Annotated in this window: 15 protein-coding genes; 6 read left to right on the forward strand and 9 right to left on the reverse strand. The window is 42.9% G+C overall.

What is annotated here, in order from left to right:
- Nucleotides 1-41 precede the first annotated feature (41 nt).
- Together IRJ18_RS15395 and IRJ18_RS15400 are read left to right on the forward strand one after the other, a co-directional pair.
- Complete coding sequence (locus IRJ18_RS15395) at nt 42-1,634, forward strand: hypothetical protein (RefSeq protein WP_194107202.1); 1,593 nt, start codon at nt 42-44, stop codon at nt 1,632-1,634.
- 126 nt (nt 1,635-1,760) lie between these two features.
- The gene (locus IRJ18_RS15400; RefSeq protein ID WP_194107203.1) at nt 1,761-3,188 is read left to right on the forward strand and encodes a DUF5723 family protein; all 1,428 of its coding nucleotides are present in this window, start codon (nt 1,761-1,763) and stop codon (nt 3,186-3,188) included.
- Here IRJ18_RS15400 and tsaB read toward each other — a convergent pair.
- The 4 genes from tsaB to rpmH all read right to left on the reverse strand — a co-directional run bounded on the left by tsaB (nt 3,185) and on the right by rpmH (nt 4,796).
- Nucleotides 3,185-3,865, reverse strand: coding sequence for a tRNA (adenosine(37)-N6)-threonylcarbamoyltransferase complex dimerization subunit type 1 TsaB (tsaB, locus tag IRJ18_RS15405; protein WP_194107204.1), 681 nt, complete (start codon nt 3,863-3,865; stop codon nt 3,185-3,187). The genes IRJ18_RS15400 and tsaB overlap by 4 nt on opposite strands.
- A 79-nt stretch (nt 3,866-3,944) precedes the next feature.
- Nucleotides 3,945-4,190, reverse strand: coding sequence for a membrane protein insertion efficiency factor YidD (gene yidD, locus IRJ18_RS15410; RefSeq protein WP_194107205.1), 246 nt, complete (start codon nt 4,188-4,190; stop codon nt 3,945-3,947).
- Complete coding sequence (locus IRJ18_RS15415; RefSeq protein WP_194107206.1) at nt 4,187-4,567, reverse strand: ribonuclease P protein component; 381 nt, start codon at nt 4,565-4,567, stop codon at nt 4,187-4,189. The genes yidD and IRJ18_RS15415 overlap by 4 nt, the downstream gene beginning before the upstream one ends.
- A gap of 70 nt (nt 4,568-4,637) precedes the next feature.
- Entirely contained in the window at nt 4,638-4,796 is a 159-nt protein-coding gene (gene rpmH / locus IRJ18_RS15420; RefSeq protein WP_173415870.1) for a 50S ribosomal protein L34, read from the reverse strand.
- A gap of 151 nt (nt 4,797-4,947) precedes the next feature.
- Here rpmH and IRJ18_RS15425 point away from each other — a divergent pair, with 151 nt between their 5' ends.
- A complete protein-coding gene (locus tag IRJ18_RS15425) occupies nt 4,948-5,133 on the forward strand; it encodes a hypothetical protein (protein ID WP_194107207.1) in 186 nt (61 codons plus the stop codon).
- A gap of 23 nt (nt 5,134-5,156) precedes the next feature.
- Nucleotides 5,157-5,456, forward strand: a complete 300-nt coding sequence (locus tag IRJ18_RS15430; protein WP_194107208.1) for an FtsB family cell division protein — start codon at nt 5,157-5,159, stop codon at nt 5,454-5,456.
- 88 nt (nt 5,457-5,544) lie between these two features.
- Here the strand turns inward: IRJ18_RS15430 and IRJ18_RS15435 are convergent, their stop codons facing one another.
- From IRJ18_RS15435 to IRJ18_RS15445, 3 genes are all read right to left on the reverse strand, one after another.
- Nucleotides 5,545-7,620, reverse strand: coding sequence for a hypothetical protein (locus IRJ18_RS15435; protein ID WP_194107209.1), 2,076 nt, complete (start codon nt 7,618-7,620; stop codon nt 5,545-5,547).
- Nucleotides 7,621-7,821: 201 nt separating this feature from the next.
- Entirely contained in the window at nt 7,822-8,565 is a 744-nt protein-coding gene (gene fabG / locus IRJ18_RS15440) for a 3-oxoacyl-[acyl-carrier-protein] reductase (RefSeq protein WP_194107210.1), read from the reverse strand.
- Nucleotides 8,566-8,670: 105 nt separating this feature from the next.
- A complete protein-coding gene (locus IRJ18_RS15445) occupies nt 8,671-9,321 on the reverse strand; it encodes an SH3 domain-containing protein (protein ID WP_194107211.1) in 651 nt (216 codons plus the stop codon).
- Nucleotides 9,322-9,397: 76 nt separating this feature from the next.
- Between IRJ18_RS15445 and IRJ18_RS15450 the strand changes: the two genes are divergently transcribed.
- Entirely contained in the window at nt 9,398-10,075 is a 678-nt protein-coding gene (locus IRJ18_RS15450; RefSeq protein WP_194107212.1) for a class I SAM-dependent methyltransferase, read from the forward strand.
- A 73-nt stretch (nt 10,076-10,148) separates the two neighbouring features.
- Here IRJ18_RS15450 and IRJ18_RS15455 read toward each other — a convergent pair whose 3' ends face one another.
- A complete protein-coding gene (locus tag IRJ18_RS15455; protein WP_194107213.1) occupies nt 10,149-12,587 on the reverse strand; it encodes a glycoside hydrolase family 3 N-terminal domain-containing protein in 2,439 nt (812 codons plus the stop codon).
- Between the two features lie 185 nt (nt 12,588-12,772).
- Nucleotides 12,773-13,474: a S24 family peptidase gene (locus IRJ18_RS15460; protein WP_194107214.1), complete on the reverse strand. Its 702-nt coding sequence runs from the start codon at nt 13,472-13,474 to the stop codon at nt 12,773-12,775.
- A gap of 492 nt (nt 13,475-13,966) precedes the next feature.
- On the opposite strand from IRJ18_RS15460, the gene IRJ18_RS15465 reads away from it, so the two are divergent.
- Nucleotides 13,967-14,380, forward strand: a complete 414-nt coding sequence (locus IRJ18_RS15465) for a hypothetical protein (protein ID WP_194107215.1) — start codon at nt 13,967-13,969, stop codon at nt 14,378-14,380.
- The last annotated feature ends 5 nt before the right edge of the window (nt 14,381-14,385 follow it).

Raw genomic sequence — 14,385 nt, forward strand, 5'->3', positions numbered from 1 at the left:
TGATAGTACTTAAAAATCCTACCTTTGAATGACAGCAAGCTATGAGGAAACTTATTATCACTACCACATTATTATTGGCCGCTACCGTGGCCATAACTGTAGTGTATTTTAAAAACTTGAGTACTCCCACTGCATATACCACCCGGGTAATGCAAAGTATACCTAATACTGCCGCGCTGATATTTGAATTTAGTAACGATGATGGCTTTTACGACATATTTGGTAATAACAACCTGCTAAACAGCCTGATAGGGAAGGAAAAAATAAACGATCTTGCTACGTTGCGCGCTCAATTATTAAACAACCCACTGCTAAAGAATTTTTTTACCGGCCAGCATATTTACGTTTCGCTGCAGGGGCAACCACGCGATAGTATCGATTTCCTGATCACCATTGCTGGCGGAGAGAAATTTGACAGCAGCCATCTGGACCAGTTAGTTAAGCAAAATAATAAAGATATCCTTATCACCACCTTGAACTTAGGTGGTAAAGATGCTTACAATATTTACTTTGCCGATCTAAAAAAACGCTTTTATCTGGTTAACCGCGGTAATCATATCCTCTCGGGCAGTTTTTCAAAAGACCTGGCGCTACAAAGCGCGCAATACCACCCTGCAAAAAGCCAGCAAAGCTTTATCCTGATACCCGATCAGCAAAACACAAACTCGCTGGCAAATCTTTATATCAACTACGCGCAGCTTACCCCGCTTTTCGACCAGGTTTTTAAAGATAAAAACACAGGCATATTTAAAAGCCTGCGTATGTTGCCCGCGCTGTCAGCTTTAACCCTCAACTACAAAACAGATGCGCTGATGTTTAATGGGTTTACCAATATACAGCACAACCAGTCAGCTAGTTATTTAACTCTGTTCCGTAACCAGCAGCCGGTCGAAGGGAAACTAAAAGAGATATTTCCTTCTACCACAGCGCTTAGTACCTGCTTTGGGTTATCCGATACCAAAAGGTTTACTACCGATTTAGCACGATACTATGTTACCGCAGGGTTAGCTGCGGAAAAGGCAGACCTGTTTAAAAAAATTAAAAGTGAAACAGGCGTACAACTGCTTAGCGAGTTTAATAATTTATTAGCAGGTGAATTTGCCATATTAACAACCCGGTACGACGAAAAATTAGGCATCATTACCGTAAAAGACGGCTCACAATTACGCCCGCTAATGGTAAACATCAGTCAGATGATGAACGATGATGTTGGTCAATTTAAGTATAATAAATTGCCCTTTTATCTATTAGGAGATAGCTTTAGCATACTTAATCATCCCTATTTTATGATACTGGATAATTACCTGATACTCGCCAATAGTGTTAATGAATTGAATAGTTATAAGGATAGTTATTTAAACCAAAAGTTCCTGAACAGAACTGTTGGGTATAATGATTTTGACAGCTTGTTACCCGAACGCAGCAACGTTGTCTTTTTTCTACATTTCAAGAATATATTCCCCATATTAAAACGGGATATGAAACCTGAATTCTCGCCTTTATTTAACCCTGAAAATAATATCGAAAATAAATTTTACGCGTTATCATGGCAATTCAGTGCGGCCGAAGGGAATTTCTATACAAATTTTAATATGCGCCTTAACAAAACAGATACAACAGCGCTTAACAATTAATTTGTAAAAAAATACGTAACTATTGGTATTATTATTGCGTTTAAAGGACATTAAACTATTTAATTAATTGCGATATAATTTTTGAATTATATCTTTATTGCCAGCGCACTAAGCTACTTGAACGGAATGAAGAGATTTCTATTTGTTTTGATTTTCCTGACACTTCATTTCTGTGTATCGGCCCAACAGTTTTCCCAATATAATACCGGGACTTTATATGATGCTTTTGAGAACCCTGCGCAAAAAGCCTTTATCCCCGATTCGAGCCGAAAAGTAGCTTTCAACCTTTTTTTTCCAAACTTTAATACCGATGTCACTTTAGCCGGAAATGTACAGGCCGCACTAAAAAACCGCGCGTTTTTGGGCCATTATGAGGATAATGCCTTAACTATTGGCAAGCAAAACTTTAATTATGCTAACGCCAATATAAACGCTTATTCCTTTATGCTTAAAGTTTATAACAGCCTTAACGGCGACCAGGAACTTGGCTTTTTTGCACAAAGCCGTTTTGAAGGCCGAGGAGTGTTTTCAGATGAAAGCGTACAACTTGTAGCCGATAATACTGCTTTCTCACAAGCCAGTTACTCCGACTTGTTTAATAACAGGTTTAACTATCAGGCCTATCATCAGATCGGGGTCAGCTATCGCGGAAATGTTGACGAACATCTTGCTTTTGGTGTTAAGGTAAGCGCGTTATTGGGGGTAGTGATGAATAAGGTTGATATTAACCGTTCGATCATCAATTTTGACAGAGCCAAAGACCGTGCTTTCCTGAGTATGGAAGGTAATTACTACGCCAGTTTTGATCCGGGCAAATTTTCTATTCACGACCTGTTGCCGAGTACTAAGAACCCTGGCGCATCCATTAGCTTCGGCACTTTATATATAGCCGATGATAAAACCAGGATTCAATTGAACATTAAAGACCTTGGCTTTATACACTGGAACAGCTTATCCCATACCGGTCATTTTAATAACACGGGTATAATTGATAGTCTTTCTTTTCCCGGTATCGAAAACCGGATGGCCAGAACCGCGTCGTCATTAGTGCAGAGCAACCCTGTTGAGCATGGTTTTACTACGCCTACAAACAGTAAAGCGGAAGTTAGTGCATCAAAAGCTTATTTATTAAATAGCTATATTAAATATACGCCTACCGTGATTTTATCAAAGGAATTGTTTTATACTGGCTTTACCGCCGCAATGGTTAACCATTTTCAATACCACAATTTAGTAGGCACATTAACCGGCGCTTATAGTGACATGCATTTTTTTAGTATTGGCACTCAATTAATGATAAAATCGCCTAATGCTGAATTTTTTATTGGCACAGACCGCCTGGTACAAAGTCTAAGCTTAGCACGGTCTACCAATACAACATCGAGCCAAATTTCAAAAAACAGTACATTTTCCGGAGCGAATTTCTTTATGGGATTCTCCATTAAAATGGGCGCTGTTATCGAACATCCTTACAATGCCAGCAGCATCCCAATGGGCGATCACCGTAACTTTGTAAAACGTTTTTGGCAGCGCATCACTAAAAAAGAAGATTAAACTATCTTTTTTACACCGGCAATAAATTCCTTCAGGTAATAGGGTTCAAAGTAGGCAACGTCTTCAAAATCTTTGCTGTTAAACTTTTTTAGTGCTGCAAAGGTGAGGTCATTGGCACTATTTTCGTAACCATCAATAAAAATGGCGTTAGGGTGGGTTAAAGTTTCTCGGCACTTGGCGGCACCATCGCCAAAAAAGTATATTTTATGATCATTAAGTAAGTCGGCAAAACTGCTTTGATCAATTATTTCTGCAGACGTGGGTGTTATCTTGTTCCCGTTTATATCAAATATTGCTGTGAACACTTCCATCCGTCGTGCATCAATCATAGGGCATAACAAACTTTCAGGGGTAAGTGTCAACCGGCTTATCATACCATCAGCCATGGCCTTTAGCGTTTCTACAGCTATTAAAGGCTTATCCAATGCATAGCATAACCCCTTGGCTGTTGAGACCCCAATACGCAAGCCTGTATATGAGCCTGGCCCGCTGCTCACGGCTATCGCGTCCAGATCGGCATATTGTTTATCAGCATGCTTAAAAACACCCTCAATAAACAAGGTCAGCACCTCGGCATGTACATTGCGCTGGTTCAATTCTTTTTTAGCCAATACCTGTCCATCTTGTGTTAATGCAACAGAGCATGATGTAGTAGCTGTTTCTATCTGAAGGATCATCTTTTAAGTCTTAAGTAGATAGTCTTAAGTTAAAAGTCTATTGTCCTGCCTTAGAACTTTCGACTTAAGACTTCAAATTTCAATCCGGTACCGGATCGTGCCCGTGGCCGCCCCAAGGGTTGCAACTGGCAATCCGTTTCAAAGTTAACCATCCGCCTTTAAACGCGCCATGCTTTTTTATAGCTTCTACCCCATATTGCGAACAGGTGGGCGTATAACGGCATGATGCTCCGGTTAACGGTGAGACAAAATATTGATATATTTTAATAATAAGCAGGAAGATACTGCCTATAAAGGTTTTGAATATATTCCACAACCATTTCATTTTTGCAAAGCTTCGGCTAATTGAATAAGCATCTTCAGCATTTTCTTCTCTATAAAATCGTACGCCAGTATTTCGTTACCCACATACACCAATGACAAGGCAATATGCTGATTACGTTCCGTAAGTAAATCGTACAAAAATTGTTGCTTATGCAGGCGGTAAGCCTCACGCATGCGGCGCTTTACCAGGTTGCGGTCAACCGCGCGTTTATAACGTTTTTTTGGTACACCAAAAACTACCTGGGCAGGTGCCGGCGCGGTTTCAATAAAAGCCCATGAAACCTTATAGGGGTAACATAAAAAAGAAGAACCGTTATGATAAAGCCCATCAATAAGCTTTTTATTACATAACCGTTCTTCTTTTTTAAAGGTATACATTATTGCTAAATTGACCCGATATGATTGTGCATAACCGGTCAAACTCCATTACCGGAGCAAGCAATCCGTACTATGCTTTATGACGACGCTCGTCAGATACTGTTAATCTTTTTCTGCCTTTAGCCCTTCTTGAGGCCAAAACACGCCTGCCATTGGCAGATGCCATACGCTCACGGAAACCGTGTTTATTTCTTCTTTTACGCTGAGAGGGCTGAAACGTTCTTTTCATGACTTATATTTTCTATTCGTTCCTTTTTAAACAGGAGTGCAAATGTAGGGTAAATATTTAAAAGTTTCAAACCTAATTTTAAAAAAGTTCAGTATAGTATCTCCTATAGAGACAGATGATTATCCATCTCCCGTATTGAAAGTATTTAAGCTTGAAAAACGAAAGTCAGTTTTTCATGGCTGCCGATAGTCCCGCTATCCTTTCCAACTCCTCGCTACGCTGCGGGGTTTCCACTACTATCGGAGTTTATGTTGAATGGCCTCGGGCTATTGCCGGTTATCCACACCATGTGCATATCTACGTATTTGCACATTTGCACATTTACCACTACTTTTAACTCGAAATTTAATTTATTGCAGTATGAACCGCTTGATTGGTCTTTTCAAAAATAAATTCTTCCTGGTTACCGTAGCTTTTGTGGTATGGATGATATTTTTTGATAAGAACGACCTTTTCTCGCAATATCAATACCGCCAGCAGGTAACTAAGCTGCGCCATGAACGCGATTTTTACCAAAAGGAAACCGCCGAGGTAAATAAGCAGCTAAACGAATTGAATACCGATAACAACGCCCTTGAAAAATTTGCGCGCGAAAAATACCTGATGAAAAAGGATAATGAGGATGTTTTTGTAGTGGTCCGGGATTCAGTAAAAAAATAATCGGGTTACCGCGGTTTATCTTCGAGCCAAATTTCCTACATGATGAGATGCCGAAACAATTTCGACATGACGCCCCTATTTATATTAATCAAATCCCTTCCCGTTTCCGCATGAACCATTCGGTACTTAGCAGCAACAGGATCAGCGCAAAAACCCATTTCAGGTCTATCAGGTCGGTATAGTGTTTATCCTCGTATTCAACAGTTTTAATGGTCTCGTTCTTGCGGATCAGGTCAACAAGTTTACTGATCTGCGATGGCTGCAGCATTTCCCCGCCCGATTGCTTGCTGAGCGCATATAACAGCTGATGGTTAGCCGTGCTTTGGCGCGCCTCCTGGTTCAACGCTTTAATGTTGAATTGCCCATGCGCCGCTAACGACCTATCACCCAGTTTTACGCCTGCTGTATAAGTGTATTCGCCGGCAGGCAGCGTCCCTGCATCAAGCTGATAACTTTGCCCATTGCGACTGAACAGGAAGCTATAACTTTTGCCTGTTTCACTCTTAATGTCCGTACGCACATCGGGCGTGTTTATCAGTTGTAAGGCATCATTATATAATTCCGCGTTTAGCAGTACATTGTCGCCTTCATCAAATATATTTTTGGCTGGGTAAACCCTAAAGCGTTGCTGACCGGCGTTTACTGTAAGGTATTGTACGCTTTGGCTCAACAATTCCTCAACCGCGGCGTGGCTGCCATAAGTTTGATATTCTGAAAGTTGCCAGCGCCAAATGCCTTCTGCCGTCATTACCGCTTCCCTCCGACCGCCTTCTTCCCCGAAAATTAATAATGGATATGGTGTAGGTACCTGACCAATCTTTTGCTTTAACAAGGGCATACCATTAGCTGGTGAGCTATAATTGCCATAGGGCGCCAGCAGCGGCGGCAATTTAGTTAACTTTTGTTGTGTAGAATCGGACAGGGTGAATAAGGAGAACCCGCTTGATTGCAGTGCGAACACCTCCTGCATTTCCTCGCGGTTGGCATTAATCTGTACAATTTTTTGCACCTGATTAAGCACGTTCAAATCAGTCTGACTGCCTGCGATATACCACACCGGCACCTTACTTTTACCCGCCAATGCTGCCATGCCCTCGGCTGGTTGATACATAATCACCAGGCTGTAATCGTTCCAGTTGATAGCCCCGGCTTCAGCAGCACGGATAGTTTTTAATTCGTAATTCTTATTGCTCTCTATCGCCTGCTTAATTACGGTAATATCCGGATGTGGGCTGTTGTATAACAATAATATCTTTTGGCGTGCATCCAGCACTTCTACATAAATAGTTTCCGTATTGTTTTGCAGCGATATCTCGTTCTTAACCGGCGCTATGCTAATAGTGAATTTATGGATGCCCTTTTTATCTGCGCTCAGCTTTATTTTAACGCTCTTTTTAAACGCATCGTTGGTAACAGGTACTTGTTGCGATGCCACTGCATGCCCATCTTCGGCTACACTTAGCCTGATATTTTCACCATTACTTTGATAAGCCGCAGCCATTACTTCAATTTCAAAATCGTTACCCAGAAAGGCCGTTTTATTATAGTTTACGTTAGCGATCAGCAAGTCGCGGTGCGGGATAGTATCGCCAAGGGCAATAGTATAAATATTGGCTTTGATATTTTTAGCCTCGTATTGCGGATCGGCACCACGGTTGTACAAACCGTCGGTAGCCAACACCACCGCGCCAATGTTTTGATTTACAAACCGGTCATTCAGTTGGTGCAGCGCCGCTGAAATATCTGTTTGTTTGCCGGTATAATCATTGGTCAGGCCATCGTGCAGAGTGGCGTCGAAATGATATTCACGCACATCGTAGTTATCGCCTAAGGCTTTCTTTAGTCCGCCCAGATCTGTAGCAAATTGTTGGGCGTCAAAACCGGGCGATTTGAACAGTTTGATGGATTCTGAATTATCTTGTGCTATCAACACCAATGGTTTTTGCGGCTGGTAACTCACCGATTTCACCAAAGGTGATACCAGCAGAAAAGCGATAGCAAACGCCGCTAACCCACGTAACGCGGCTAATATATTGCGAATGGTTGGTGTAGTATTTACCGGGTTGCGGTACATCAGCCAGGCATACAGTGCACCAAGCAGCAGGCAAACAAGCGTCCACCACCCTGAAACCGAACCCCAGTTAATTGAAAATAGAAACACCATATATTAACGTGATACGTATTACGTTGAACGTTTTACGCTTACGCAATATGCGAAATTATGATGAATGTTGATAGGCGGGAATGAGGGTTATGTTAAAGATGTTACACCTGTATAATCACTATATAAAAAAGAGGCGCAATCACGCGCCTCTACAATATATCTTTTCAGGACTTTCCGACTTTCGGTCTTCCGGACTTGAACCTACAACATCCCACCATCAACCGGGATTACCTGGCCGGTGATGTAAGTTGCCATATCTGATGCCAGGAATACGCAGGCATTCGCTACGTCTTCGGTTTCACCGCCGCGTTTAAGCGGGATAGCCTGCGCCCAGCCTTCAACCACTTTAGGGTCAAGCACTTCCGTCATTTCTGTTTTAATGAAGCCCGGCGCCACCACGTTGCAACGGATATTACGCGAACCTAATTCTTTAGCGATAGATTTTGAGAAACCAATGATGCCGGCTTTTGAAGCAGCATAGTTAGCCTGACCAGCATTGCCCTGCACACCAACTACCGAACTCATATTAATGAACACACCGTTGCGGTTTTTCATCATAATTTTAGAAGCGGCCTTGGTAACATTGAAGATTGATTTCAGGTTCACATTCAGCACTTCGTCCCAGTTTTCCTCGGTCATGCGCATTAGTAAACCATCTTTGGTGATACCTGCATTGTTCACTACTACGTGCAGTGTACCAAAATCGGCAATAATATCATTGATCAGTTTTTCAGCTTCATCGAATTTAGAAGCATCGGAACGGTAGCCTTTTACTTTGGTACCAAAACTTTGCAATTCCTGCTCTAACGCCTGCCCTTTTTCAACAGACGACAGGTAAGTAAACGCCACGTTGGCACCATGCTCGGCAAATTTTTCAGCTATTTTGCGGCCTATGCCTTTTGATGCGCCGGTGATCAGCGCGGTTTTTCCTTCTAATAATTTCATGTTCCCCAATGATTTCGGGCGGTGAAGATAGGGAATTTTTGGGAAGTCCGAAAGACCCTAAGCCGGGAAGGCCGAAAGATAGTAAAATTGCAGAACAGGACGTAATTAGTCACACGAATATGAATTTATAAGGTAAGTGTTTTCTCCAGCTTTTTTAATAGTTAAATCTCCTATGGCATCGGCCATATAGGTGTAAACATTGGTGAATAACAAGGCTTCACGGTAAGTGATATTTTTAAGCGTAATAGTTTCATCTGAGCAGCCATCGTAGTAGCTTGTGATCAATATATTGCCATTAGGATAGGTATACGTCTTTTTATTGCCACGTTTAACTGCTACCACTTTTGGAGTGCCGAAGTTTCTGCGTAAATAGGTTTCTGTTTCCTCGCAGCCGGTCGCGTCAACCCGTGGACAAGGCAGGCTTGAAAGGTACCCATCAAAAACATACCCTTGTTTACCATCAACAGTTATTTTGCTCCAAAACCCTCGTATTGGGACAGGTTTATGGATAATATTCCCTTTTGCAACCATGGTAACTTTTGTAGGTAAAGTCAACGCTTTTATCTCTTCAACAATGATTATTTGCTTGCCGTAGGGTATCATGCGGATTACTTTAGCTGCTAAGGTTGGCTTAGCATATAACTTAACTCCTTCTAACCGCCATACATTAGGTTTATCCCCTGGTTTAAACTGAGCTACGGCAGTATTTAAAACAGCGCATAAAAAAAATGTAAAAAATAGTGGTATACGATACATAGGATGATGTTTTTGCTAAAATACGTTTTTAAATAAATGCTATCGTATATTAATTGTTAAACTTCTACTTTTAAAAATGCAATCCGTTGAAGATTTTTACGATCAGCTAAGTTCGCGCTATACCGACCTGATCAGCAAGTGCGTACCACGTTACGATGAGTTGTTTTTTAACTTGTTTTATTACTTGCCCCATGACTTATCCCCCCGGCAGATATTAGACCTGGGCTGCGGTACGGGCAACCTAACCAAAGCGGCTTTAAAACATTTTCCTGATGCTGATATCCACGCGCTGGACCTATCTGCCGAGATATTGAATGAGTGCAGGACACGCTTTAAAGATAACACCAACATCCATTATCATCAGCAAGATTTTAGTAACCTCGATTTCCCCGATGAAGGTTTCGACCTGATCATCTCCAGCATTGCTATCCATCACATTGTAGATGAAGAGAAGGCCAAATTATACAGCAAATTACATCGCATTTTAAAGCCGGGCGGCGTATTTGTTTTTGCCGACCAGACACGGGGCATTACTGAAGAAATATATCAAAAACACATTACCCGCTGGAAAGAAGAAGCCCTGAAGCTGGGATCGACCGAAGCCGACTGGCAATTATGGATGGCCCACCAGGACGCGCACGATCATCATACCCCCGTAGGCTGGCACTTGAAAGAGTTGGAAGCCGCCGGATTTAGCCAGGTTGATGTGATATGGAAAAACATCATGTGGGCGGTGATCTGGAGCAGAAAATAGAAAGCGCCCCAAATATTCGGGGCGCTTTTTATCTAACTTTTGTCATTGCGAACAATAGCATGGCAATGATAACTTACTTCCGGTCTTCCAGGCCATCCACAATAAATTCCTTCTTCAACTTAATATCCTCGCTGGATTGGCCTATGCGCACTTCAAACGCGCCTGGTTCAACAGTCCAGTTCATGTTTTTATCAAGTAAAGCCATATCATCAGGATGAATGGTAAAGCTTACCGTTTTCTTTTCTCCCGGGTTTAGCGTCACGCGTTCAAAGCCACGCAGGTCGCTATCGTAAGTGGTTACGCTGCTTACCTTATCTTTCAGGTAAAGCTCAACCACATCATCTCCTTTTACTTTGCCGGTGTTGGTTACATCAACGGTAACAATAACATCCTGTTGGTTGGCTACACGTGCCGGTGCGGTAAGGTTACTATATTCAAATGTGGTATAACTTAAGCCATAGCCAAAAGGATATAGCGCGCCATTAACGCTGGTTTTGCCATAACCATTTGGCCCGCTGGTAGGCTGGTTAGCCTGCGATGCCGGTTTGAACGGAAAGTTAAACTCAATTTGACCTGTGGTTTTTGGGAAAGTGATAGACAGCTTACCGCCCGGATTATTATCGCCAAACAAAGTTTCAGCAATCACTCTGCCACTTTCCGGACCAGGGAACCAGGCTTCTAAAATTGCGGGTACGTAGCGGTTCTCCCAATTAATGGTTAGCGGCTGACCGTTGATCATTACCATAACTACTGGCTTGCCTGTTGCCTGCATAGCCTGTACCAATTTCAACTGGCGACCTGGCAAACCTAAGCCCGTACGCGATAAACTTTCGCCTACGCGCTTTTCATCCTCGCCTACAACAACCACAATTACATCGGCTTCCTTAGCACGGTTAACGGCATTGTTTATTTCGTTATCTTCCTCTTTGGTCAACGGCGTTTCAATGATCTCGCTTTCGGGCCAGGTGGCATCAACTACATCGCAGCCTTTAGCCCCAATTACCACACCCTTATTGCCCACATAGTTCTGTATGCCTTCCAATACCGATATTACTTTATTGTGCGATGGGCCGTACCTGCTGGTGGCATAACCTACATTGGTAGCCAACGGACCGGTAACTAATATCCTTGGTGTCTTTTTCAAATCAAGCGGCAGCAGGTTACCTTCATTTTTTAATAGTACCATGCTTTCTCGGTTCATTTTCAGGCCCATTTCCAGCGCCTCTTTGTTCTGCACTATTTTATCGGCAGCTTTTGGATCTTTTACGTAAGGCTCATCAAATAACCCCAAACGGAATTTCACCCGCAGCACATCGGCCACGCGGCTGTCCAGAGTTTTCATAGACACTTTGCCTTCGTTCACTAATTCGCGCAGGGGCATTATAAAGGTTTGCGGCATGGTAAAGTTGGTACGAACATTTAAACCCGCTTCTACCGTTTGGCGTACTGCCTCTTTATAAGTATCGGCCACGTGGTGTTTGCTAAAAAGGTATTCTACTGCTTCACTATCGCTTACTACATAGCCATTAAAGCCAAACTTTTGTCGCAATAGCTCTGTAAGGAAATAATAACTACCTGTGATGGGGACGCCGTTCCAATCGTTATAACTGCTCATTACTCCCATCGGGTGCGCTTCCTGTATTACCCTGCGGAAGGGGTACAGATAAATTTGCTCCATTTCGCGCGGCGCAACATGCGGATCGGTACGGGCATTGCCGTCGCGGCCGCCTTTAGGGACACTATATACGGCAAAGTGCTTCAGGGTTGATGCTACACCCTCTTCCTGGATACCCAGCACCATTTGCTTGCCCAGTTCAGCTATCAGGTAGGGGTTTTCGCCGTAGCATTCCACCACACGGCCCCAGCGTTGATCGCGGGCGGGATCCAATATCGGGGCGTATACATTGGTATAACCCAGCGCTTTGGCTTCGCGGCCAACTACCTGACCGGCAGTACGTACCAGGTTTTTATCCCAGGTAGCGCCAATGCTGATAGGCGCCGGCAGCGAGGTAGCCCTATCGTGGTTCAATCCGTGGATGCCCTCGTTGGTGAAATCAACCGGGATGCCCATGCGGGTTTCTTCTATAAACCATTTTTGGATGGTGTTGATAGCGCCCGCGTGCTTACTGTAAGGATAGGAATATTGCGAGTTTGCCGCGTCGGTGTGCGATGCCAGGCTGTTCAGTTCCTCGTCTATATTGGCAATGCCATCTTTCCAAACTTCGTTTTTCCAGCTTGGGGCAGGCATTTCCTCCTTCAATACGCGCTTGTAGCCGTATAAGGTGGCCATCTGACAGGTTTTCTCGTCAACCGTCATTTGGCTGAGCAGATCGGTAATGCGTTTTTCTATGGGCTGAGTGGGGTCTTCAAAAACGTCCTTCTTGCCGTTCTTGTTAAAGTCTATCCAGCCTTTGTGATAAATGTTCTTTTCCTGCGCTTGTGTGCTGATGGTCAAAGCAACCAGTGCCGACGATGCCAGGTAAATACGTAATAATTGGTAACTTCTTTTCATTTGGTTTATAATGCAGTATATACCCTCCAAAGGTAGTTTTCACTTACAATAAAAATTAAAGCTGATATGCAGAAAATTCAAATGAATTGTCGGAACCTGTATTTATAAGATCTATTGATGACAAGATAGTTTGATTAAGTAAACGGATCGGTGAAATCGATATATAAATCTGTGTAATCATTAATTTAATGATTATGCTTTTTATGAATATCCTTCACCAAACACAATTTTTTGATCTCTTCAAGCTTAATCACAAAGGGCGCGTATTTCAGGCGGTTGCCTACCATTTCGGTGGTATTGTCCGAATGCGCAATTACTTCGTCGGGGTTATCGCCGGCCAGCAGGCGTTTGTACATGCGGTAGTCGCCCCATTCAATATAATAAACTTCGCCGGGTAGTATTTTTGTATCGTGAATTACCTTTAAGGCTACCCAGCAGCCGTTTTCTAAGTAAGGATACATGGAGTGGCCCCAAACTGGCAAGGCAAAGTCGCAATCCTCTATCCCGGGGAAATTCATGTGGCCTACGGGGTTGGCATCGTTAATATCGTTATAAACCTCTACCCCCGATGCCGTGGCGATCACCTCGTACATGGGGATGCCTTCAAAAATAGGTTTTTTAGCGCTATTTTCTGTAATTTCTTGTTTTTTAGGTGGATTTATATAATCTCTGTATTTTTCTTTAAATATCTTTAATTTTTCAGGATCGATGTTCTGTCGGCTCTTGATAATTTCAGTAATTGAACTGGCCGAATTGAATCCCAGCACTTCCGCTAATTGGATATTCCCTGTAAAGGCTTTCCCCTTTAACTGATTATAAAGTATAATAAATTCCAGCGTTTCGGGGCGCACGGTTTTTATTTTCGATGGCTTTTCGGGTAGTTTCATAATGTGGAAAACTTCTTTACTAATTTCTTTAGTATTATAAAGATATCTCTGTATATTTGTTCATTCAATAATCAAAATTAGGATTAATAATCAATAAAACAAATAATTATAAATAAAGAAGTACAGAGATAGTGGTTAGAGATTGGTTAATTTAAGATTAGTTAGCAAATCTCACCGACAACCCCCAATCTCTAATCTTAAAATCTAATCTTTAAACAACATGCACCTCGCTTATTCCGCACTACGCACAACGGGCAAACGCCCAGGTAACAACCGGGCCACTGCCCGCTACCGGGGTTACCGGGCCGCTTGTGAAAAGCACCGGGAAACCATTGCCCAGATACAACAGTATTTGCCCGACTGGCAGCCGCGGCCCCCCAGCCCCCTGAAGAGGGAGCCGGTTCGAAATTTAATCAGCATATAATCAAAAATAATCCCTGTTCACTACAATCAAATGCTCCCCCTTCAGGGGGCTGGGGGGCTACTAACACCATGATAAAAATTCCGCACAAATTGAAGAATGAGCTTTGGTGGCTCATTATCTCGGTCGACTTTGATTACAGCCGTATTGCCATTGCCGACTATGAACTTAACGGCGAAATACTCACCCTTTGGTTAGAGGATAAACAGAATTACAAAAACGCGCTGGACGAATGCCTGCAGGCCGATATCCACATTAAGCAATTTGCCCGCATTATTAAAACCGAGGGACTGAACAGCTACGAGGGCACGCGGGTACACCCCGACAAAAACTTCGCCTACAAAAGCCGCATCGCCATTAACGAACCTATCCGCTGGTATAAAGAAGACGCATCGGCCAGCGAACAGACCTGGGCGCGCGAAGCTATGCTGAAAGCCATTTTAACCCAATTGGTAGAGACGGAGATCTATGCAGAGAGTGTTTAACGAAC

The sequence above is a fragment of the Mucilaginibacter boryungensis genome (genome assembly GCF_015221995.1).
GTDB lineage: Bacteria > Bacteroidota > Bacteroidia > Sphingobacteriales > Sphingobacteriaceae > Mucilaginibacter > Mucilaginibacter boryungensis.